Origin of the sequence: Stieleria magnilauensis (assembly GCA_007753675.1) — a bacterium.
In the GTDB taxonomy this organism is placed as follows: Bacteria; Planctomycetota; Planctomycetia; order Pirellulales; family Pirellulaceae; genus Stieleria; species Stieleria magnilauensis.
Genome location: CP036432.1, coordinates 5,007,253 through 5,029,841 on the forward strand (window position 1 = coordinate 5,007,253; position 22,589 = coordinate 5,029,841).

At 58.0% G+C, this 22,589-nt stretch carries 13 protein-coding genes; 11 read left to right on the forward strand and 2 right to left on the reverse strand.

The window, feature by feature from the left end:
• Nucleotides 1-16: 16 nt before the first annotated feature.
• Complete coding sequence (locus TBK1r_RS17570) at nucleotides 17-2,374, forward strand: glycoside hydrolase family 2 protein (protein ID WP_145213270.1); 2,358 nt, start codon at nucleotides 17-19, stop codon at nucleotides 2,372-2,374.
• Nucleotides 2,375-2,661: 287 nt separating this feature from the next.
• Here TBK1r_RS17570 and TBK1r_RS17575 read toward each other — a convergent pair whose 3' ends face one another.
• The gene (locus tag TBK1r_RS17575; protein ID WP_145213273.1) at nucleotides 2,662-4,146 is read right to left on the reverse strand and encodes a sulfatase family protein; all 1,485 of its coding nucleotides are present in this window, start codon (nucleotides 4,144-4,146) and stop codon (nucleotides 2,662-2,664) included.
• A 41-nt stretch (nucleotides 4,147-4,187) separates the two neighbouring features.
• On the reverse strand, nucleotides 4,188-5,699 hold the full coding sequence (locus tag TBK1r_RS17580) for a sulfatase family protein (protein WP_145213275.1): 1,512 nt from the start codon (nucleotides 5,697-5,699) through the stop codon (nucleotides 4,188-4,190).
• A 364-nt stretch (nucleotides 5,700-6,063) separates the two neighbouring features.
• Here TBK1r_RS17580 and TBK1r_RS17585 point away from each other — a divergent pair, with 364 nt between their 5' ends.
• The 10 genes from TBK1r_RS17585 to TBK1r_RS17630 all read left to right on the forward strand — a co-directional run bounded on the left by TBK1r_RS17585 (nucleotide 6,064) and on the right by TBK1r_RS17630 (nucleotide 22,530).
• Nucleotides 6,064-7,428, forward strand: a complete 1,365-nt coding sequence (locus TBK1r_RS17585) for a sulfatase family protein (RefSeq protein WP_145213278.1) — start codon at nucleotides 6,064-6,066, stop codon at nucleotides 7,426-7,428.
• 17 nt (nucleotides 7,429-7,445) lie between these two features.
• Entirely contained in the window at nucleotides 7,446-9,110 is a 1,665-nt protein-coding gene (locus TBK1r_RS17590; protein ID WP_419581472.1) for a glycoside hydrolase family 172 protein, read from the forward strand.
• A gap of 85 nt (nucleotides 9,111-9,195) precedes the next feature.
• On the forward strand, nucleotides 9,196-11,334 hold the full coding sequence (locus tag TBK1r_RS17595; protein WP_145213281.1) for a sulfatase family protein: 2,139 nt from the start codon (nucleotides 9,196-9,198) through the stop codon (nucleotides 11,332-11,334).
• Between the two features lie 226 nt (nucleotides 11,335-11,560).
• On the forward strand, nucleotides 11,561-13,009 hold the full coding sequence (fucP, locus tag TBK1r_RS17600) for an L-fucose:H+ symporter permease (protein WP_145213286.1): 1,449 nt from the start codon (nucleotides 11,561-11,563) through the stop codon (nucleotides 13,007-13,009).
• Between the two features lie 56 nt (nucleotides 13,010-13,065).
• On the forward strand, nucleotides 13,066-14,055 hold the full coding sequence (locus TBK1r_RS17605) for an alpha/beta hydrolase family protein (RefSeq protein ID WP_145213290.1): 990 nt from the start codon (nucleotides 13,066-13,068) through the stop codon (nucleotides 14,053-14,055).
• Between the two features lie 2 nt (nucleotides 14,056-14,057).
• Complete coding sequence (locus tag TBK1r_RS17610) at nucleotides 14,058-16,232, forward strand: right-handed parallel beta-helix repeat-containing protein (protein WP_145222771.1); 2,175 nt, start codon at nucleotides 14,058-14,060, stop codon at nucleotides 16,230-16,232.
• Nucleotides 16,233-16,283: 51 nt separating this feature from the next.
• Nucleotides 16,284-18,125 (forward strand): arylsulfatase, encoded by a 1,842-nt coding sequence (locus TBK1r_RS17615; protein ID WP_372897857.1) that lies wholly within the window; start codon nucleotides 16,284-16,286, stop codon nucleotides 18,123-18,125.
• 60 nt (nucleotides 18,126-18,185) lie between these two features.
• Nucleotides 18,186-19,610: a sulfatase family protein gene (locus TBK1r_RS17620; protein ID WP_419581473.1), complete on the forward strand. Its 1,425-nt coding sequence runs from the start codon at nucleotides 18,186-18,188 to the stop codon at nucleotides 19,608-19,610.
• 36 nt (nucleotides 19,611-19,646) lie between these two features.
• Entirely contained in the window at nucleotides 19,647-21,071 is a 1,425-nt protein-coding gene (locus TBK1r_RS17625) for a sulfatase family protein (RefSeq protein ID WP_145213293.1), read from the forward strand.
• A gap of 100 nt (nucleotides 21,072-21,171) precedes the next feature.
• Nucleotides 21,172-22,530 carry a sulfatase family protein gene (locus TBK1r_RS17630; RefSeq protein WP_419581570.1) on the forward strand — a complete coding sequence of 453 codons (1,359 nt, stop codon included), beginning with the start codon at nucleotides 21,172-21,174 and terminating at the stop codon, nucleotides 22,528-22,530.
• The last annotated feature ends 59 nt before the right edge of the window (nucleotides 22,531-22,589 follow it).

Consider the following 22,589-nt stretch of genomic DNA (forward strand, 5'->3'; position numbering starts at 1 on the left):
ACACGAGACTGCCCCCATGCCCCATCGATCGCCACTTGCGACGCACTTGACGTGCCGATCGCGACGCACGCTGCTGTCACTCGCGTTCCTTCTGATCACCAGCAGCATCTGTCACGCCCAAGCCATCAACGACACCTGGCGTTACACCCTGCGCAAGCCCGCCGCCCAGTGGCAATCGGAGTCATTCGATGATTCGGACTGGCAGGAAGCCAATGGCGGCTTTGGCACCCAAGACACGCCGGGGGCACGCGTCGGAACCGTCTGGGCCACCAACAACATCTGGCTGCGAAAATCGATTGACGTGGCGGCGATTCCCAACAATCCCGCCCTACTGATTCACCATGACGAAGACACCGACGTGTTTCTCAACGGAACCCCGATCGGCCAGTTCAAAGGCTACACCACAGAGTACCAGGTCGTTTCCATCGATCGCGAGAAACGATCGGCGTTCAAGCTCGGCCGCAATCTCTTGGCCGTCCATTGTCGCCAAACCAATGGCGGCCAGTTCATTGACGTACACCTGGTCGATGCTGACAACGTTCCGAAGCTACCGGCTCCGCCACGCGACACCAAACCGTTCCAATCCGAATTAATCACCACCTGGGGCGCAGACGTCACGCCGGAAAATGCGTGGACGGAGTATCCCCGCCCGCAATTGCAACGCGACAGCTGGACCAACCTGAACGGCAACTGGGACTATGCGATCACGCCGGTCGAGCAAACCGAGCAGCCGGACGAGTGGGACGGTGAGATCCTGGTGCCCTTCTGCTTGGAATCAAAACTCGGCAGCGTGCAGCGGTTGCTGGACGCAACCGACGCGCTTTGGTATCGACGAACGTTTCGTGCAACACCATCTGCATCCAAACGAACGTTGCTGAACTTCGAAGCCGTCGATTATCGCTGTGAAGTCTTCGTCAATGGCCAGTCCGTCGGCAAACATCAGGGTGGCAACACGGCGTTCACGTTCGACGTCACCGACGCCTTGCGAGACGGCGACAATGAGCTGGTCGTCCGAGTCGAAGATGAAACCGAAAACTACCAACTACGGGGCAAACAAACGCTCAACGCACACGGAATTTGGTACACACAGGTTTCGGGAATCTGGCAAACGGTTTGGTTGGAAGAGGTTTCACCGAACCACATCGGTGACCTGAAAATCGCCACCGACGCCGACACCGGCAGCATCACCGTCACCCCGCTTGTCGAAGGCGATGGCGAAGTCCGCGTCGTCGTCAAGGACGGCGAAAACATCGTGGCGGAGGGTTCGGGAAGCGACGCCATCGAGTTGACGATCGCCGATGCAAAACTCTGGTCGCCTTCGTCACCACACCTCTACGACATCGAAGCAACCCTGGTCGGCGCCGATGCGGTGACGCTCGATCGGGTCGCGTCCTACGCCGGCATTCGCAACGTCGGCAAAGTCAAAGACGCCGAGGGAAACTGGCGATTCACGCTCAACGGCGACACCATTTTTCACTGGGGACCACTCGACCAGGGATGGTGGCCCGACGGCTTGCTGACACCTCCGTCGGATGAAGCGATGTTGTTCGATATCGAGTGGCTCAAGGACGCCGGATTCAACATGATTCGCAAGCACATCAAGGTCGAACCGCGACGTTATTATTATCACTGCGACCGACTGGGCATGATGGTTTGGCAAGATCAGGTCAGCGCGGGCAACAATCCCAAGTGGACGCGTTTGCAACCCGACCCCGAAGACGCCGTTTGGCCTGACCGGCATCACCGGCAATTCATGGTCGAATTGGAACGCATGATCGCGCTGCTGGAAAACCATCCGTCGATCGTGGTGTGGGTGCCCTTCAACGAGGCCTGGGGACAACATCGCACGCTCGAAGTCGGCAAGTGGACGGTCGATCGCGACCGGTCGCGATTGGTCAACATCGCCAGCGGCGGCAACTTCTGGCCGGTCGGTGATGTCGTCGACGCACACGCGTATCCCCACCCCGAGTTCCCGTTCGATCAAGGCGCCGGCGGACGCTTTGAGGACTACATCAAAGTCATGGGAGAATTCGGAGGCCACGGCTATCCCGTCAAAGGCCATCTCTGGGACGCCAATCGTCGCAACTGGGGCTATGGCGGGCTGCCGCAAAACGAAGCCGAATACAAAGCCCGCTACGTCACGTCATTGAAGATGCTTAACGAACTGCGTGGCAAAGGCATCGCCGCGGGTGTCTACACCCAGACGACCGACGTCGAAGGCGAGATCAACGGTCTGATGACCTACGATCGCAAGGTCATCAAGATCCCGGCGAAGGAATTGGCCCAATTGCACAGGCTGTTGTTTCAGCCGAGCAAGACCGACGCCACCGCCTCCCCCGACTCGGCGTTCATCCCACCAGTTCCACGCGAATGAATTCAATCACGTACCCTGGGCGTAAACGATCAACGAGCAAGGATCGCCTCAAGGCTAGACACCAACGTGCGCTGGTGTGCAGGCTTCAGCCGCCCATTCTCGCTGCAAAGCAGCGACCCAGAATCGCCTCAAGGCTAGACACCAACGCGCGCTGGTGTGCAGGCTTCAGCCGCCCATTCTCGCTGCAAAGCAGCGACCCGGAATCGCCTCAAGGCTAGACAACAACGTACGCTGGTGTGCAGGCTTCAGCCGCCCATTCTCGCTGCAAAGCAGCGACTCGAAATCGCCTAAAGGCTAGACACCAACGTGTCGATTTGCTGCTTCAGCTTCGGATTCAAGAACCCGGCGTCTTGTGCTTGCGTGTAATCGCGCAGACGACCGGCCAGTTGACGAACGATGTCGCGATTCTGGTCCAGGTCGATGGAATTTTTTAATTCGTCGGGGTCGGTTTTCAAATCGAACAGCCACGGGCGTTCCGAAACCGAGAGCACGAGCTTGTACCGATCGGTGATCACTGCAAACCACGACGGCTTGAGTCCCGATGATTGAATGATCGCCACATCGTCCCACGCCACATCGCTCTGGGCGGTCAACAACGGCGACGCATCGCGGCCAACCGCTCCCGTTGTCGATTGTTTTCCGAGCAACGACAACAATGTCGGGGCAAAGTCGACCGTGCCGAGTGCCTGGTCGACTCGCGTCCCCGCCGGGATCAACCCCGGCGCCGCGATGATCATCGGAATCTTTGCACTCGCCTCATACGGGTTGCCCTTGTTCAGCCGTCCATGTTCGAAACAGAGGTCACCGTGGTCCGAGGTGAACACGATGATGGTTTTGTCGGTCAGCTTCAGTTCCGCCAAGGTGTCCAGGATCTGGCCGACGTTGTCATCGATACAACGGACCATGCCGAAGTACAGCGTCATCAGCGCCGGGTTGAATCGTGCCGCCGAGTTTTTGCCTCCAACCGCTGCCCAAGCCGGATTCTCGTTTGCCATCGAAAACGACATCGGCGGTCGAATGACCATGTCGGCAAACATCGTGTCGTAGGGTGGGCGCACCGTGTTGGGACCATGCGGATCCGGAAGACTGAGGTGGTAACAAAACGGTTCGTCGGCATGTTCGCGGATGAAATCCATGGCGCGGTCGGCCAGCCAGTCGGTTGCAAAGGTCTGATCATCGGCGTCACCGACGTCGTAGCTGGGCGCATCATTTTTGTCCCGCGAACCGACTCGTGGCCCGGCGTCGGTCAGCTGAAAGTTTTTCCAATGTCCGCGGTTGAACATGAAGCGATTGTCGCTGAAACCGAATTGTCGTCTCGGGGCCCACTGCGGTTTACCAGGCCCATCGAGGTGCCATTTGCCGGCGTATCCGGTGGCATAGCCATCCCGGCGAAGCACCTCGGCAAAGGTGACGATGTCACTGTCCATCGGCTCGTTGTTGGTATGGCTGCCGGTCCGGTGCGGATACCGTCCGGTGAAGAACGCGGCGCGGGAGGGCGTGCAGACGGGGCTGGTCGCATAAAACGACGTACAAAGGGCGCCGCGCCGGGCAATCGAATCGATCGCCGGAGTCTCCACGAACGCCTCTTTCCCCCACACAAACGCTTGCTCCTCGGACAGCGTCTTGCGATAGCAACCGAGCGTTCGGAAATTGTGCTCGTCGGTCTGAATGATCAAAACATTACGAGGCTCGTCGGCTTGCGATGATGGACTCGCCAACGAACCGGCCAGCGTCAGCAGGAACGCGACCGGAACAAGGTAGCATGGTTTCATCAGATGGATCTCTCGGCGGGCGGCTGTTGCGGAATGGTTTTTTAGTACTTTCCGTTGGTTCCAAACATCTCAAACTTCGACGGCCTCGGTCGCACGCGGACACTGTGATCCGGTTCGCCCGTCACGCGGTCGAATTCATCCGGCGTTCGTCGCGTCGGCAGATAGTCACCGGTTCGCTTGGTCCAGTCTTCCAAGGCGATTGTCAAGCGATCACGGACGCTTTGGTACGCGGGGTCATGGATACGATTGTGCAACTCGCCGGGATCACGCTGCAGGTCGTACAGTTCCCACTTGTCGCGTGGTGCCCGAAAGCACGTTTGTTGGTGTGGCAACAATTTCCCTTGCTGTTGCAGACGCAGCATGTTTTGCCAACTCAGTCCGCGTCCGGCATCGGCCGAGGGCGTCGGCGGCAGATCGATGTAGTCGTTGCGAATCAGTTTGTATCGCTGCGTCATCACGCTGCGGGCATGGTCCTCATAGTCGTGCCAGTGGTCTTCGGCGAACGCAAACTCACGATGCGACAGCGTGGGATCGTCAAGCACCCGGACGAAGCTTTGCCCTTCGGTCGCCAGCGATGACGTGGCACCGGCAAGCTCCAGGAACGTCGGCGCAATGTCTACGGCACTGACCAACGCGTCGGTCGTGATGCCCGGCTTGACCACGTGCGGCCAACGGACGATCCACGGCGTGCGAATGCCGCCATCGTAAAGTGTCGTCTTGTCGCGCGGAAAAGGACGTCCGTTGTCGCTGATGAACAAAATCAAGGTGTTGTCCGCGACTCCCTGCTGCTGGAGCTTTGCAACCACTTTGCCGACGTAGGTATCCAGTCGACCGATTTCGTCATAATACAGTCGCAAGTCTTCGCGGACGTCCGCGGTATCAGGCAAATGTGCCGGCACGATGACGTCTTCGGCACGGTGCGGCGGATCGAGCGCTCCGTCGGTGTATTCACGGTGTGGATCAAGAGCGGCCAGCCAAAGAAAGAACGGTCGATCGGGGGGCCGATCCTCAATCGCTTGCTCCCAGTCCTCACATCCGCTGGGTTGCTTGGCGATCATTTTGGGCGGTTGGCCGTCTTCACCCGATGGCAATACAAATCCCGCCGTCGACGCTTCGTAGATCCGGTCGAAATGGTCTCGCACCGCATCGCCGAGGTGCCACTTTCCGGCCGCCGCGGTGTAGTAGCCGAGCTTCTGTAGTTCGGCGGAAAAGGTCCCATTGCCCTCGGGCAAGGGCCAGTGCAACTGCTCGGCCCCCGTGTTGTGGGGATACTTGCCGGTCAAAATGCTCGACCGAGAGGGGCTACAGGAATTGGTGGTTAGATAAGCGTGCTCAAACCGCAACCCCTCGGTCGCCAAACGGTCGATGTTCGGTGTTCGTATCGCAGGGTGACCGTAGGCGCCGCAATCATCCCAGTTCATGTCATCGGCGATGATCAAAACCAGATTCGGAGGGGCCGCGGGCAAAGGACCGGTCCCGAGGCCGATACCTACCTGAAAAGCAACGGCGAAAAGAACTCCGGCAGTGATCAAACGTTGTAGCGGTCGTGTCATGATTGCAGGTGCAAGACTCAGATGGAGAAGTCGATGTTGATGGCTCCATTAGACACGAAACGGCACGGCCATGCCCCCGCCCGGCAACTCCCCACCCAACGCCCCCACCCAACGCCCTGCGTGTCGCATATAGATCATTAGATGCCGCAATTTGGCCGTCGGCATCGTGGCGATGGGGGTAAACTGTTGGCTATCCCAGCCGTGCGAGACTGTCGCGATCGTTCAGGGGGACGCGACGCCAGCTCCGTCCGTCCGCGCCTTTTCAGTGCCCAAACCTCAGCGCGTCAACGAGGTATCGACCGATCGGGTCTGCCTTTCCCTCTCGACTCCTCCCCCGCTCCCTCCTGACTTGCGTGAATACACGATGAGAAGACCACTGCCACTCTGCGTATTCCTGAGCCTGATTTCGTTGGCCGTGCTCAACGCTGCCGAGCAGACGAAGCCGAACATCGTGGTGTTCCTGGCCGACGACATGGGGTGGGGTGATTCGGCAACTTATGGCCACGAGCTGATTCAAACACCCAACCTGGACAAACTGGCCTCCCAGGGTGTCAAGTTCACTCAGTGCTATTCGGCTTGCGGGGTTTGCTCGCCGTCGCGGTCAGCGATCCTGACCGGCCGGACTCCCTATCGCAACGGCGTCTATCGGCACCTGTCGGGCAATCACGAAGCTCACTTGCGGCGGAGCGAAGTCACGTATCCAAAGCTGTTGAAATCGATCGGCTATGAAACCTGCCACGTCGGTAAATGGCACCTCAATTCGAAGCCGCAATTCAATACGCCGGAGTATCCACAACCTGGCGATCATGGCTACGACTACTGGATGGCGACGCACAATAACGCGGAGCCGAGCCACAAGAACCCCAACAACTTCGTTCGCAATGGAAAGCCCGTCGGTGAACTCGAAGGTTTCTCAGCGCCATTGGTTGCCGCCGAAGCGGCACATTGGTTGAGTGAAGTGCGTGATGATTCAAAACCCTTCGCGCTGTCCATTTGGATCCATGAGCCACATTCACCGATTGCGACCGACCCAAGATTCTCTGAACTGTACAAAGGGCACGAGAACAGCACCTACATGGGCAACATCACACAACTCGACCACGCACTCGGGCAAGTGATGTCAGCGCTCGACGAAGAAGGCGTCAGCGACAACACCTTGGTGATCTTCACGTCGGACAACGGACCGGTCGCAAAGTTTGGCGGCACGACCGGAGGTTTGCGAGGCGGTAAACGCAGCGATCATGAAGGCGGCATCCGAGTGCCCGGTGTTGCCCGCTGGCCGGGCCACATCAAACCCGGCACGGTCAGCGATGTCCCCGTCGTTGGCACAGATATTTTCGCCACGGTGCTGGACATCGCGGGCATTCCGCTGCCGACAGATCGCACCATCGACGGCGTCAGCATGCTACCCGCATTTGCGGGAAAGCCTGTCGAACGAAAGGTACCGCTGTTCTGGAGAACGCACGTTTCGCCACCGGGTGACCGCGTGGCGATGCGGATCGGAGATTGGAAACTCGTCGGCGATGAAACGCTCACTGATTTCCAACTGTATGAAATCCAGAAAGACTGGAAAGAAGAAAACGACCTGTCGGCCGAGATGCCTGAAAAAACCGAACAGATGAAGCGCATTCTGTTCTCCGTCTGGGAGGGCATCGAGTCCGAAGGCCCCGACCAATGGTGGAAGAGCGAGCGACAGAAGCCCGCCCGAGGCGGTAAGCTGAGCTATTGACAAACGGCATCACAATCATGAAGAGCATCTCGAAAAGCACTTGTCTCATCTTCGCCGTCGTGGCGCTGGCTGCGACTCATGTTCAATCACAGCAGCCTGTTTCGATCCAGTCTTTGCTCAGGGAGATGGTTGATCGCGATCAGGTGGCGCGGTACCCGAAAGCCGACTTCCGTCTCAAACAAGCCAGCAGCTACGACCGGGCTTCCAAAACGCCCGACGACCCCAAGGGATGGTTCAGTAACTTTGATCGCAACACGAGCGACAAACACCACAATTTCGTTCGCACCGAAGAAAACCACGGCCGCAAGGAATGGGTGGTGATGGAAGACGAAGGCCCGGGGGCGATTGTCCGATTTTGGGTTCCCTGGCGAAACCAATTGAAGCCCGGATCCGACATCATCATTCGGTTCTACCTCGATGGTGCGTCCGAACCGGCCCTCGAAGGCAACATGTTCGATCTGTTTCAGGGAAAGGGTCTGATTCCGTTTCCACTGGCACACGAGTCGCTGCGGTCAGCCGTTTCGTTTTTCCCGATTCCTTACGCCAAGAGCTGCAAGGTGACGATGTCGGATCACCCGTTCTTCTTCCAGTTCACGTACCGCGAGTACCAGGAAGACGTCGACGTGACGACGTTTTCGATGGAAGAATTCCGGTCCGCCAAGTCATCGATCACCGCAACCTGTGACTCTCTCCTCAACCCGGCCAAGGCCGCGGCAGGCGATGTGGTCAAACTGAAGGAGACCCTCGGCGGCGGCCAGCAGCAGTCTGTGTCGCTGAGAGAGGGCGCCGCCGCGATCCAAACCCTGTCGCTCAAACTGGACCGCTACGACGACGCAAACATTACTCGGCACGTCGTTTTGAAGATCAGCTTTGACGGAAAGGAAACGGTCTGGTGCCCGATCGGCGACTTCTTCGGTTCCGGCATCGGCCTGAACCCGTTTCAGGGATGGTATCGCACGGTTGACAGCGACGGCACGATGACCAGCCGTTGGGTCATGCCGTATCAAAACGATGCAACGGTTTCGATCTTGAACCTGGGCGAGGAGCCGGTTGACGTTGAACTGACGGCAACGGCCGGACATTGGAACTGGGATTCATCCAGTATGTACTTTCACGCTGCCTGGCGAGGTCAATTCCCCGTGCCGACACGGCCGTATTCAGATTGGAACTACGTCACGCTGAAGGGACGCGGTGTCTACGTCGGCGATACGCTGACGATCATGAATCCGGTGGAGCGATGGTGGGGCGAAGGTGACGAAAAGATTTTCGTCGACGGCGAAACGTTCCCGTCAATCTTCGGCACGGGCACCGAAGACTATTACGCGTATTCTTGGGGAGGTCGCAGCACCGACTTTTACGAACACCCGTTTCACGCCCAGACGTTCAGTCACAAGTACAATCAGCTGAACCGCAAACCCAAGATCGACGAGAAGAACACGCAGGGCTTCAGCACCGAAACCCGCACCCGCGCGCTCGATACGATGCCCTTCAGCAGCTCGCTACGACTGGACATGGAAATCTGGTCCTGGACGGATTGCGAGATGGGCTACGCGGTCGGGATGTATTGGTATGGCGATTCAGACACGACCTCCAACCGCAAGCCGGATCCGGAAGAGGTGCTCAACATCCCAGTCTCGCCAGTCGTGCCGGAGATCAAGCATCCAAAACCGCGTTCAAAGTAGACCATGAAACTGTCTTCCTTCGCACCTGTTTTGGGCTGCTTCCTGCTCATTCCAGACTTTCCGCATGATAAGACGACAAACAACCATGAAGAACATTCCCCTGATACTCTCGGCCAGTCTTTTTCTGTCGTTGGCGACGGTTTCATTCTGCCGCGCCGCCGACACACCGCCCAACGTTGTTCTGATCTTTGCCGATGATCTCGGCTACGGCGACCTGGGCTGTTATGGTGCAACCAAGGTGCAAACGCCCAACATCGACCGGCTTGCCGCCGAAGGCCGCCGATTTACCGACGCGCATTCGGTCTCAGCGGTCTGCACCCCATCGCGCTACGCGCTGCTCACCGGCCAATACCCGCTGCGCGGTAACGGGGGCAGGGGCATCTGGGGACCAGCTCCGGTGACCTCACCGCTTCTCGTCGACACCGAGAAAACGACGATCGCAGATGTGTTTATAAACAGCGGCTACAGCACGGCAGCATTTGGAAAATGGCATTTGGGGTTCGGTCAAGATGAGAACGATTGGCAGGAACCGCTACGTCCCGGACCACAAGACCTTGGTTTTGATTACTACTTTGGGATGCCTGTGGTCAACAGTGCTCCTCCGTATGTCTTTGTGGAAAATGATCGCATCGTCGGAAGCGATCCCGCCGATCCGTTGGTTTTTCTGGGCAGAAACCCAAAGGGCGCCACGCCGATCACACCGATTCCTCCGGAGGCCGCGCAGCGCAGTCGCAACCAATTCGGCGGAGCGAAGGAAGCTCACAAATTGTTCAACGATTACCGGGTCGGCACCACGTTGGCGGAGAAGTCGGTCGAGTGGATCAATGAACGCAAGGACAAACCGTTCTTTCTGTATCTGGCAACGACCAACATTCATCACCCGTTTACACCGGCCAAACGGTTTCAGGGCACCAGCCAATGCGGACTTTATGGCGACTTCATCCATGAACTGGACTGGATTGTCGGGGAGGTGATGGCGTGTCTGGAAGAAAACGGTTTGAGCGACAACACGCTGGTGATTTTCACCAGTGACAACGGCGGCATGTTCAACCACGGCGGACAGGCCGCTTTCAAAGCGGGGCATCGACAAAACGGCGACCTGCTGGGATTCAAGTTCGGCGTCTGGGAAGGCGGTCACCGCGTACCGATGATCGTCCGCTGGCCGGGCAAGGTGAAGGCCGGAACGACGTCCAACCAGTTGATCGGAAACGTCGACATGCTGGCAACGTTTGCCGCTGTCACCGGACAAAAGCTGGACAAGGCTGAGCAGGCTGACAGCGTCAACATGCTGGCTGCCTTTGTCGACGAACCGGAGCAACCGCTACGTGACCACCTGGTCCTCGCACCGCACAAGGGCACGCACCTGTCGGTCCGCCAAGGCAAGTGGATGTATATCCCCGGCCAGGGCAGCGGCGGGTTCGGGGGACGCAAACCGGGCGATCACACGTTCGCCGGACCACCGGCGGTTAGCTTTGTGGGTTCGGTCAACAGCGACATCGAAGACGGAAAAATCAAAAAGGACGCCCCTCCCGCTCAGCTTTACGATCTGGAAGCGGACGTCAATCAAACCCGAAACGTATACAAGGAACGTCCCGAGGTGGTGAAGGAACTCGACGCGTTGCTTTCAAGTTACGCGCCTCCCAAGCAAGCGTCCGGCCCGGCGAAACGAAACACGCGTGCGCCAGGCAACCCCGCAAAGAAAACGCCGGCGACACCGAGTCCCCGAACCGCGTCCTTCGATTTCGAGTCCGGCGTGCTGGAACCATGGAAGGTCGTCGACGGCGAGTTCGGACATGCCATCGGTAGCAGAGACCGCTTTTTCAACAATCAAGGAGTCTACAACAAACAGGGCGACTTTTATCTGACGACGCTTGAACCGTCCGCGGAGGCCACCAAGGGCATGGACAAGCAGACCGGCGTGATCGTCTCACCACTGTTCATTCCCCAAGGCGGAACGATGACTTTCCGGATCGGCGGCGGACGCGGACCGTCCACCTACGCCGCGTTGTGCACGGCCGACGGCAAAGAAGTCGCAGTCGCACGCGGCATCAACCACCAGGCCATGCAGCAAGCCGTGTGGGACACCACTCCGTATGCGGGGCAAAAGATGTTCATCAAAGTCGTCGACCATTCGACCGACGGATGGGGACATGTGACAGTGGACGACTTTCAGTTCGATGCCAAAGTGCTGACTGAATACTCCGGTTCGGTGTCTGACTTTTGATTGAAACGACGCTTCACGTCGCAATAGGAGGAGCGCGGACGAGTCTTTTGCGCAGGCTGCGTCGCCGGGGTGCCGCAATTCATTACAATCATGTTGCGAATCCGTATCCCCGAGGCGTTTGATTGAACTATCGTCTGGTTTCCGGCAGAAAATCGTTGCGACGCAAATGCTTTCTGCCGCATGATGCCTCCGCCCACACCCCTGAGAGCATACAGTCAGGAACCGAATGACCGACGAAGACAGCCCATCAGCCGACGCAGCGACCGTTGGCCCGGCCCGCGATTTACCCGTGGTGCCGACTCAGTTCATCTATCCGTTTGTGATTGTCACGACCCTCTTTGCGCTCTGGGGTTTCGCCAACGACATCACCAACCCGTTGGTGCGAGCGTTCAAAGAGATCTTTTTGATCAGCAACGCTCAGAGCAGTCTGGTTCAGTGGGCGTTCTATGGCGGCTACGCGACGATGGCGATCCCGGCGGCGCTCGTGATCCGCAAGGTTTCCTACAAGTCCGGGATTATCGTCGGGCTGTTGCTGTACGCCATCGGCGCCCTGCTGACGATTCCGGCCAGCATGATGATGAACTTCAACGTCTTCCTGGTCGGCTTTTACGTGCTGACCTTCGGGCTGGCGTTTCTGGAAACCACCGCGAATCCGTACATCCTGTCGATGGGCCCGCGCGAAACGGCGACTCAACGACTCAATCTTGCCCAGGCCTTCAATCCGATCGGATCGCTGACCGGCATGGTGGTCGCCAGTACGTTCATCTTGCCGGCTCTGCAGGTTTCGGAGTTTCGGGAGGCGCAACTGCAGGCGCACCCGGAATACGCGACGATGCTGCCCAGTGAAGTCGATGGCTTGATCACCACGGCGATGGAACAGCATGCCGAAGATCACTTTGACGAACGGCAAGCGATGGTGGCGCATGACTTGGACGTCGTGAAAACGCCGTACGTCGTCATCGCAATCGTCGTGCTGCTGGTGCTCGTCGTCTTCGCCGTCTCGAAACTGCCGGACACGGGGCATGAGGAGGAAAAGATCGAACTGAAAGCGCTGTTGAAGCACCTGTTGACCAGTTGGCGATACGTCGGCGGCGTGGTCGCCCAGGCGTTTTACGTCGGCGCGCAGATCATGTGTTGGACATTCATCATTCACTATGGGATGACGCTGGTTGGACTCAGCGCGGCACAGGCGCAGAACTACAACATCATTGCGATGGTGATCTTTCTGGCCAGTCGGTTCATTTGCACGTTCATCCTGAAATACCTGTCGCCCGGTTTGCTGCTGGGAATCTTGGCCGTCGGCGGCGGCTTGCTGACGACCGGAGCGATCTTTGTCCAAGGCATGCCGGGCTTGTATTGCTTGATCGGCGTCTCAGCCTGCATGTCGCTGATGTTCCCGACCATTTACGGAATCGCCCTGAGCGGGTTGACGCCCAATGACGCCAAGCTGGGATCCGCAGGTTTGATCTTTGCGATTGTCGGCGGCGCGTTCATGCCGCGATATCAAGGCGGATTGATTGACGGCCCGGGGATGACGATCGCGGGCCAGACGTTGGAATCCGTTCGCGTGTCGTTCTTCTTGCCGCTGATTTGCTTTGTCGTCATCGCGGTCTTTGGATTCGCGGTCTACCTGTTCTCGGGACAAACTGAAAAAGAAGCCGCTGCGGCGAATTGAGTCGTCACGCTCGAGGTCCTTTGCCACTGCCGGCTTGGAGATAGAGATTCGCGAAAATGAGAGTTGCATCAACGAAGCTTTTTGTTTGCTGCCTGGCGGCAGCAACGATCGGGCTGCCATGCTTTTCGCAGGATGCGACTCAGTCCAACAAGAGGTTGCCGGCATCGCTTGAGACGAAAGGCGAAAAGAAGCTCGATGTCGGGTACAAGGAAGTCGGGGGCAAGAAGCTGTCTTTGGATCTCTACTACCCGACGGACAAGCGTGACAGCAAGTGCCCGTTGATCGTCTACACGCACGGCGGAGGCTGGGCGGCGGGCAGCAGGCACGGCGTCACCAAGGGCTTGTTCAAACCGCTGTTTGAGAAGCTGATCGAAAAAGGCTTCTGCGTGGCTACAGTGGATTACCGGCTTACCAAGAAGGGCAGCGGCGTCTTGATGCGAGACTGCGTGATCGATTGCAAAGATGCGGTGAGGTATCTGGCCAGCAACGGCAATTCGTTGGGCCTGGATCCCACCCGCTTTTTTGTGATGGGAGATTCCGCCGGCGGACAAATTGCCCAGATGCTGCTGCTCTCAGCACCGGAAAGTTTGCCGGGAGACCCAAGTCTCGCCGATGCCAACTACAACATCGTCGCCGGCGTCTCTTGGTATGGTCCGTGCGATTTCGAAAAGGTGGACTTGTTCCAGACCTCTGATTCATCCAAGAACCCGGACCGTTTTGGAAACCGGATTCTGGATCCGGATGCCGACCCGAAAGACAAGTTGTCTCGTTACCGCGAGATGAGCCCCATCAACTATCTGTCCAAGGACAGTTCGCCATTGCTGATGATCCAGGGCGACAAAGACACCACCATTCCGGTCAAGCACGCGTGGTACATGCAAGAGCGAGCGGAAGAACTTGGGGCTCCGGTGGAGGTCATGATCATCCGCAATGCCGGACACAACTGGCGAAAGGTGGGCGCGGAGATTGACCCGTCATTCGATGTCATTGTCGATCGCAGCGTGCAGTTTTTTGTGGAACAGTTATCAAAAGCAAGCAGCAAGTGAACATGATAAAACATCTGTTGGTTCTGTTGTTGGTCGTACTGGCTGGAAGTGTTGGCCGAGCAGCAGAGACCGATGCCGATTGGTACGTCGCCACCAATGGCTCGGACAGTTGGTCAGGCACGTTGGCAGAACCCAACCCGCAGGGCAACGACGGACCGTTCGCGACCTTGCAGCGGGCGCGGGACGCGATCCGGCAGTCGGGAGAGCGGCCATCCAACGATGTCGTGGTGCTCATTCGCGGCGGGACTTACCGACTGGACGAGACCGTCGTGTTTGGATTGCAAGATTCTCCGCAGGACGATGCGATCGTCACCTACGCCGCCTATCCCGGCGAAACCCCGGTGTTCAGTTCGGGCCAAGCGATCGACCGATGGAAGAAGGTCACCGAGGACCTGCCTGGCTTGCCCGACGCGGCGATCGGCCAGGTGTGGGTCGCGGACGTTTCAAATCGTTTTTTCACGCTCTTTGACGAAGAAGGGATGCTGCCGCGAGCCCGCTCGGCTGGGTTTATCCCTCTCAGTGGTGGCAGCCGTAACCGGATTCATTTCCCCAAAGGTCGCTTAAAGAACTGGCCGAATGTGGAGGACGTGGAAATCATCGTCCGCCCGCATCATGCGTGGATTTCCAATGTGCTTCCGTTGGCATCGGTGGACGAACAAACACAAATGGCGAGCACCTCGATCGATGCAACCTACGCCATGAACAAGCTGCATTTCTTGCCCACCGTCGAATCGTGCTGGGTGGAGAACGCACTGGAGGAACTCGACGAACCGGGCGAATGGGTACTCAATACAAAGCAGGGCAAGGTCTACCTTTGGCCGCGAAATCAGACACCCGTGGTGGCACCTCAATTGACGGAGTTGATTCGCATCGAAGGCGACGTCGACAAAGAAGGGCCCAAGGACATCCCGGCCAGGAATCTGTGCTTTCGCGGTCTGACGTTCATGCACGGCGAACGCTATCAGCTAACCGCTGACGATGCGGGACTGCAACACGATTGGGACATGCATGACAAGGCCAACGCGTTGGTTCGTCTTCGCGGCGCCGAGAACTGCATGATCGAAAACTGTCGTTTTGCCCATAGCGGCAGCGGTGCGATCCGCGTGGACCTGCACGGCCAGGAAAACAAAATCTCCGGCAACCATATCGAGCACATGGGAGGAGCCGGCATCTTGCTTTGCGGCTACGGTCCGGGCACCAAGGATGTCAATCGCAACAACCTCGTGTTCAACAATCACATCCATCATCTGGGACGCATCTACCTGCATTCGCCCGGAATCATGGTCTGGCAAAGCGGCAACAATCGCGTGGCGAACAACCTGATTCACGACATGCCGTACTGTGGAATCATCGTCTCTGGTTTCATGTCCCACTTCTTCGACAGAAACGGACGAGAGCTTTGTCGAACCATCCGAAAGCACGAAGTCGGTGATGTGCCTCGCAATCCGACGCTCGACGATGTTCGCCCCTACCTTCACTCACGTGACAATACGATCGAGTCCAACGAGATTCATCACGTGATGGAAACCATGGGCGACGGCAACGGAATCTACATTCGCGGTGCGGGTGCCGGGAATGTGATCCGCCGCAACTACATCCACCACTTGGTGACCCCGATGTTGATGCAGGCGGCGATTCGAACCGACGGCGGCCAGCGTGACACGCTGATCGCGGAAAACCTGATCTACAAGTGCATGGCGCAGGGGATCATTTTAAAACTGAACAATCGCGCCGAAAACAACATCGTGGCCGACATCCTCTCGCCGCCCCGAGGCTACTACTTGTCGTTGCGAGAAGGGCCGATGGACGGTGCCGTGATCAAGCGAAACATCTTTTATTCCATGGGCAACGAAACGGTCTTCATCGATGAATTGGCTCCTGGGAAAGGACGCAAGACCGAGGATAGCAGAGGGCGGCAACTGGCGCGAGCGAAGGATGCCGATACCGATTTCAACATCTACTACAGCTCGACCGATCCGGAACTGGCGAAACAGATGCTGAAAAAACAGCAAGGTGATGGAGTGGACGCCAACAGTCGGGCGACGGACCCGATGTTCGTCGACCCGGAAAACGGCGACTTTCGATTCAAGCCGGGATCTCCCGCACTGGAAATGGGCATCGTCCCGATCGACCTGTCCCTAATCGGATTGCGCAACACCGAACACTCGACTCCGTAGCAAAGATCCACGACTCACGCCCGCACCCAACCCATTCAAAAACCAGCACCCATGAAAACGTTTGCCCCTCCGGAATTGAAGACGATGAACACCTCTGGTATTGCCTGTTTCGCTGTTGCGTTGCTTTCGACGTTGTCATTGGGGCTCGTCCCTGCGGTCCAGGCCGCTCGCCCGAACGTGATCCTGATCATGTCGGACGATCAGGGCTACGGCGACCTCGGATGCACCGGGAACCCGATTATCAAGACGCCAAACATCGACAAGTTGGCTTCGGAAAGCTCCGGTCTGCGGGACTACCACGTCGCCCCGACGTGTTCCCCCACGCGTTGCTCGCTGCTGACCGGTCACTGGACGAACCGCACCGGCGTTTGGCACACCATCATGGGGCGTTCGATGCTGCGTGAAAACGAAGTCACCGTCGGCCAGATGTTCGCCGACGCCGGCTACGAAACGGGCATGTTCGGGAAATGGCATCTCGGCGACAACTATCCCTATCGACCCGAGGACCGGGGTTTCACCGAGGTCTTTCGACACGGCGGTGGCGGTGTCGGCCAAACGCCCGACCTCTGGGACAACGCCTACTTCGACGGCTCCTACTTTCACAACGGTGAAATCGTTCCGGCCAAAGGCTTCTGCACCGACGTCTTCTTTTCTCGGGCCTCCGACTTCATCAGCTCGTGTGCGAAACAGAAGCAACCGTTCTTTGCCTACATTTCAACCAACGCACCGCACGGCCCGCTGCATTGCCCGCAGGAATACCTCGATCTGTATCCTGACCAATCCGACAACATCGCCGCGTTCTACGGAATGATCACCAACATCGATGACAATGTTGGCAAGACCCGTGAGCTGATCGAAGAACTCGGAATCGCTGAGAATACCATCTTCATTTTCACGACGGACAACGGGACGGCCAGCGGTGCAAAGATCTACAATGCCGGAATGCGTGCCGGCAAAGGAAGCCCGTATGACGGCGGCCACCGCGTGCCGTTCTTTGTGCATTGGCCGGCCGGTGGCCTGACCAAGCAGCATCAGGTCGACCAACTCACCCACGCCGTCGACATCGTCCCAACGTTGCTCGACATGACCGGTGTACCAAAGCCTGAATCGGTAACCTTTGATGGCGTCTCGATCGCCAGCTTGCTCGATCCGACCCAAGACGTTGATTGGCCCGAACGCTTTGTCATCAGCGATTCGCAACGCGTTCGCGATCCGATCAAGTGGCGGGGTTCGTCGGTCATGTCGCAACAGTATCGGCTGATCAACGGCAAAGAGCTGTACGACATCGCCGCCGACCCGGGACAAAAGAACAACATCGCCAAGAAACGCCCCGAAGTCGTCGCAAAGATGCGAGAGTTTTACGAACAGTGGTGGGCGGAATTGGAACCGACGTTCTCGCAAACGACCGAGATTTACCTCGGCCATCCCGAACACCCCGTTGTCAGCCTGACCGCCCACGACTGGATCCAGGAGATTTATCCCCCGTGGCACCAAGGATCGATCCGCGCGGCGATTGAACTGCAGAACTCCAAAGAACTCGTCCACAAGGGCCACTGGGCGGTCAAGGTGATCCAAGATGGCAAGTACCAAATCGCTCTCCGCCGCTGGCCGGTCGAGTCGGGAACTGCGATCAACGCACCGCTTGCCGCCGGCGACAACGTCCCAGGAGCCACCAAGGCGTTTCGCACCACGCCCGGAGTTGCCGTCGGTGCGACCCACGGTGTGCTGCGACTGGACGGCAAGGACCTTGACCGAAAGCCGGTCGAGACGGATGCCGAAGAAGTCCGCTTCGTCACGGAACTCAAAAAGGGTTCGCATCAGCTCGCCCCCTATTTTGAAATCAAGGACGGTGAGTTGGGCGCGTACTACGTCGTCGTCACCCACCTCGATTAAGCCGGTTCACATCAAACGACACGTTGGCAAAGAAAGTCTGAAATGAGAGTTGAGAACGTCATGAATAGGTCGAGGTTGGGTTGCGTCCGCACGACCGTCACTTGTCTGGTGCTGCTGTCTGCGCTGTTCGGCTCGGTCGGTATGGCCCATGCGAGCGAGAAGCCCAACATCATTCTGCTTTTGGCAGACGATCTGGGTTACGGAGACCTGTCTTGTTTTGGCAGCCCCGCCGTCAAGACGCCGCACCTCGATCGACTCGCAAGCGAAGGGGCGCGGCTGACGCGTTTTTACGCCGGATCAGCGGTGTGCTCGCCGACGCGAGCTTCGGTATTGACCGGTCGGTACCCGTTGCGATTCGGTATCACGAAGCATTTCAACGATGTGAATCGGTGGCTGCCTGAATCGGCGACGACGGTGGCGGAACTATTGAGTGACGCGGGCTACAACACCGCACACGTGGGCAAGTGGCATCTCGGTGGCCTGCATGTCGACGAACAGGGAAGACGGCTGGACAATCAGCCTGGCCCGCGACAGCACGGGTTCCAGTTCTATCAGACGCAAATCGAGCAGCAGCCCCTGCGCGGTCGCATGGGTCGCGAGCGAACGCTCTTTCGACAGGGCGGAACGGTGCTGCTGCGCAACGATCTGCGTGTCGGCGAGGACGACACCTATCATTCAAAACATTTGACTGATGCAAACGGCGATTATGCGATGGAGCTGATCGAGAAATTCTCGGCCGACCAGAAACCGTTTTTCATCAATCTGTGGTGGCTCGTTCCCCACAAGCCCTACGAGCCCGCTCCAGAGCCGCACTGGTCCGCCACGGCGGCCGACGGCATCAGCGATGACCAGCATCGCTTCCGATCGATGATCGAACACATGGACGCCAAAGTCGGTCTGCTTTTGGCAAAACTCGACGAATTGGGAATCGCGGACAACACCCTCGTGCTCTTCACCAGCGACAACGGAGCAGCGTTTGAAGGCTATCTCGGCGAACTGAAGGGCGGCAAGACAGACTTGCACGACGGGGGGATTCGTGTGCCGATGGTGGTGCGGTGGCCGGCGGCGATTCCCGCCGGTCAGACGTCCGACGCGTTTGGCCATACCAACGATCTTCTGCCGACGTTCTGCGATGCGGCCGGAGTCGAACTGCCAAGCGAATTGCCGCTCGATGGGATGAGTCTGTTGCCTCATCTCAAGGGCGGGCCTGCGCCGAGCGTCGACGCCAGGGGGACCGTGTTCTGGCAGCTTGATCTGTACAAGCACCTTCAACGCCACTACCCGAAACTTAAACCGTTTGCCACCGAAGTCGCCATGCGGGGAAAATGGAAACTGCTCGCACTGCGTGGACAGCCGGTGGAATTGTTTGACGTGGAAGCCGACCCCAACGAGCAGCGAAACGTCATCGACGACCATCCTGATCTGGTCGCCTCATTAACGGATCAGCTTGAGCAATGGCTGAACGCGCCGCGGACACCCAAGTAGAGCGACGATCATGACCAGCCCAAAGAGAGACATCAAATGTCATTAAATTTGAAATCCAGCGTCCTACCCATCTTGGTGATCGCAGCGTTGAGCGGGCTGTTTGCTCAACCGGTCCGGGCGGCAGACCGCAAGCCAAATTTCGTGGTGATCTTCACCGATGACCAGGGCTATGGCGACCTCAGTTGCTTCGGTGGCAAGCACGTCAGCACACCCCGAATCGATCAGATGGCGGCGGAAGGTTCCCGGCTGACGAGCTTTTACGTGGCCGCACCGGTTTGCACGCCGTCGCGGGCCGCGCTGATGACCGGGTGCTATCCCAAACGGATCGACATGGCGACGGGTTCCCATTTCGGCGTGTTGCTCGCCGGCGACCGAAAGGGATTGCACCCGGATGAAATCACCATCGCCGAAGTCCTGAAAACCGCAGGCTACAAAACAGGGATGTTCGGCAAGTGGCACCTCGGAGACCAGCCGCAGTTTCTGCCGACGAAACAAGGCTTCGATGAGTACTTCGGCATTCCCTACAGCCACGACATTCACCCGTTTCATCCGCGGCAAAATCACTACAAGTTCCCGCCGCTGCCGTTGCTGAACAATGACGCCGTCATCGAGATGGAGCCGAATGCCGATTTGCTGACCAAGCGGATCACCGAACGTGCGGTGTCATTCATCGAGCGGAACAAGGACGATCCGTTTTTCCTGTATCTACCGCATCCCATTCCCCACGCGCCGTTGCACGTGTCGCCTCCATTCATGAAAGGTGTCCCAGACGACGTTGTGGCGAAATTAAAAGAAGAAGACGGCAAGATCGATTACCGCACGCGGGACAACCTCTTCCGCCAGGCCATCGCCGAAATCGACTGGTCCGTCGGTCAAATCCTCGACACCCTGGCGGCCCACGGTCTCGACGAAAACACACTGGTCCTATTCACCTCCGACAACGGCCCCCCAAAGAACACCCTCTTCGCCAGCCCCGGCCCATTGCGCGGCAACAAGGGGACCACCTTCGAAGGCGGCATGCGCGAGCCCACCGTCGTCCGCTGGCCTGGAAAGATTCCCGCGGGAAAGCCCAACGACGAACTGATGACCACCATAGATTTGCTGCCGACGTTCGCGAAGTTGGCCGGTGCCATGATCCCCACCGATCGAGTCATCGACGGCAAAGACATCTGGCCGACGCTCATCGGCGAAGCCCCGACACCGCACGAAGCGTTCTTTTACCACGGCGGAAACCAGTTGCGGGCTGTCCGGTCGGGAAAGTGGAAACTCCATACGAGAAACGGAAAACCAGCGCAGCTCTACGACCTGGAAAAGGACATCGGCGAGAAGACGAATGTGATCGACTCGAATCCAGAGGTCGTCCAGAGACTGGTGCAGCACTTAAAAACATTCGCCAAAGACATCGCCGACAACAGCCGGCCCGCCGCGTTTGTCGAGCATCCAAAACCACTTTCAAAATGAGTCGCAACCAATGAATTCGAACCTTGAATTTGGCAGAAGGATGGAGAGAGCGAACTGTTTGTCCGCGACGTTCTTGCCCCGATGGGTCTGGCCCGTTGCAATGTTGCTGCTGGGGTGCTGTTGGGTCAACGCGGCAGAGCGACCGCCGAACTTCATCATCATCTTCGCCGATGATCTGGGGTACGGCGACATCAGTTGCTATAGCCCAAAGGGTGTTAACACGCCGCACATTGATGCGCTGGCCGCGGAGGGATTTCGCAGCACGGATTTCTTCGTTCCGGCCAACGTGTGCAGTCCGTCGCGAGCGGCGCTGTTGACGGGACGCTATCCGATGCGATGCGGGATGCCAGTCGCCCGAACCGAAGCCCCGGGTTCCAAATACAAGGATTATGGATTCGCCCCGGATGAAATCACGATTCCGGAGTTGTTGGGGACCGCCGGCTATCGTTCGTTGATGGTGGGCAAGTGGCATCTGGGACTGGAAGTCGAGGGCTCTCACCCGATCGACGCCGGATTCGACGAACACCTCGGCATCCCCAGCAATTACTCCAAGCCCCGCGGGCCAAACTACAACACGCTGTATCGCGGCAAACAGGTCGAAAAGAAAAATGCCGCCTGCGAAGAACTGACGCAGCGTTACACCGATGAAGTCGTCGAGTTCATCGAGCGACAGAAAGATGATCCGTTCTTCATCTACGTCTCGCACCATATCGTGCATTCCCCGCTGTTGCCCAGCAAAGACTTCGTCGGGACGTCACGCAAAGGTAAATACGGTGACTTCATCAAAGAGCTCGATCACAGCACCGGGCGGATCATGAAGGCGGTTCGCGATGCCGGACTCGATGCCGACACGCTCGTGGTGTTCACGTCTGACAATGGTCCGACGCGAGTGGGATCCACGGGCGGCTTGAACGGCGGCAAGTACTGCACGATGGAAGGCGGACACCGCGTACCTGGCATTTTTCGCTGGCCCGGAAAAATCCCGCCCAACCAAGTGTCCGACGTCACGCTGACCAGCATGGACCTGTTGCCCCTGTTCTGTGAACTCGCCGGAGTGGAGCCACCGAGTGATCGTAAGATCGACGGGAAACAGATCCTTCCGATCCTGATGGGCAATGAGACCGAAACGCCCCACAAGGTTCTTTATTACTACAACGGCACCAATCTGCAGGCGGTGCGTGAGGGCAACTGGAAACTGCATCTGCCGCGGACGACGAAAGATCAGCCGTTCTGGTCCAAGAAGCCGGACAAGACGAAAGGCTTTGTGACCTTGCGTGAACCGAGACTATTCCATTTGAAGAACGACCTCGGCGAGAAACACAACGTCGCCGATGAAAACCCGACGATCATGCAGCGTCTTCAAGCGCGGGCCAAAGAGGCCGTCGCAGAACTCGGCGACGTCCGCGTCACCGGATCCGATCAGCGGAAAATCAACTTGGTCGATCCACAGGAACGGTAATGATCCATCACCTGTCATTCGCCTTCTGCCTGTGCGTCGCGAACGCATTGAACACACCA

Bases quoted from the DNA above. Each gene is read 5' to 3' on its own strand.
- TBK1r_RS17595 (WP_145213281.1), top strand. From the start codon at position 9,196: ATGAAGAACATTCCCCTGATACTCTCGGCCAGTCTTTTTCTGTCGTTG.
- TBK1r_RS17570 (WP_145213270.1), top strand. From the start codon at position 17: ATGCCCCATCGATCGCCACTTGCGACGCACTTGACGTGCCGATCGCGA.
- TBK1r_RS17630 (WP_419581570.1), top strand. From the start codon at position 21,172: ATGTTGCTGCTGGGGTGCTGTTGGGTCAACGCGGCAGAGCGACCGCCG.
- TBK1r_RS17625 (WP_145213293.1), top strand. From the start codon at position 19,647: ATGTCATTAAATTTGAAATCCAGCGTCCTACCCATCTTGGTGATCGCA.
- TBK1r_RS17605 (WP_145213290.1), top strand. From the start codon at position 13,066: ATGAGAGTTGCATCAACGAAGCTTTTTGTTTGCTGCCTGGCGGCAGCA.
- TBK1r_RS17585 (WP_145213278.1), top strand. From the start codon at position 6,064: ATGAGAAGACCACTGCCACTCTGCGTATTCCTGAGCCTGATTTCGTTG.
- TBK1r_RS17590 (WP_419581472.1), top strand. From the start codon at position 7,446: ATGAAGAGCATCTCGAAAAGCACTTGTCTCATCTTCGCCGTCGTGGCG.
- TBK1r_RS17580 (WP_145213275.1), bottom strand. From the start codon at position 5,699: ATGACACGACCGCTACAACGTTTGATCACTGCCGGAGTTCTTTTCGCC.
- TBK1r_RS17620 (WP_419581473.1), top strand. From the start codon at position 18,186: ATGAATAGGTCGAGGTTGGGTTGCGTCCGCACGACCGTCACTTGTCTG.
- TBK1r_RS17615 (WP_372897857.1), top strand. From the start codon at position 16,284: ATGAAAACGTTTGCCCCTCCGGAATTGAAGACGATGAACACCTCTGGT.
- TBK1r_RS17575 (WP_145213273.1), bottom strand. From the start codon at position 4,146: ATGAAACCATGCTACCTTGTTCCGGTCGCGTTCCTGCTGACGCTGGCC.
- fucP (WP_145213286.1), top strand. From the start codon at position 11,561: ATGACCGACGAAGACAGCCCATCAGCCGACGCAGCGACCGTTGGCCCG.
- TBK1r_RS17610 (WP_145222771.1), top strand. From the start codon at position 14,058: ATGATAAAACATCTGTTGGTTCTGTTGTTGGTCGTACTGGCTGGAAGT.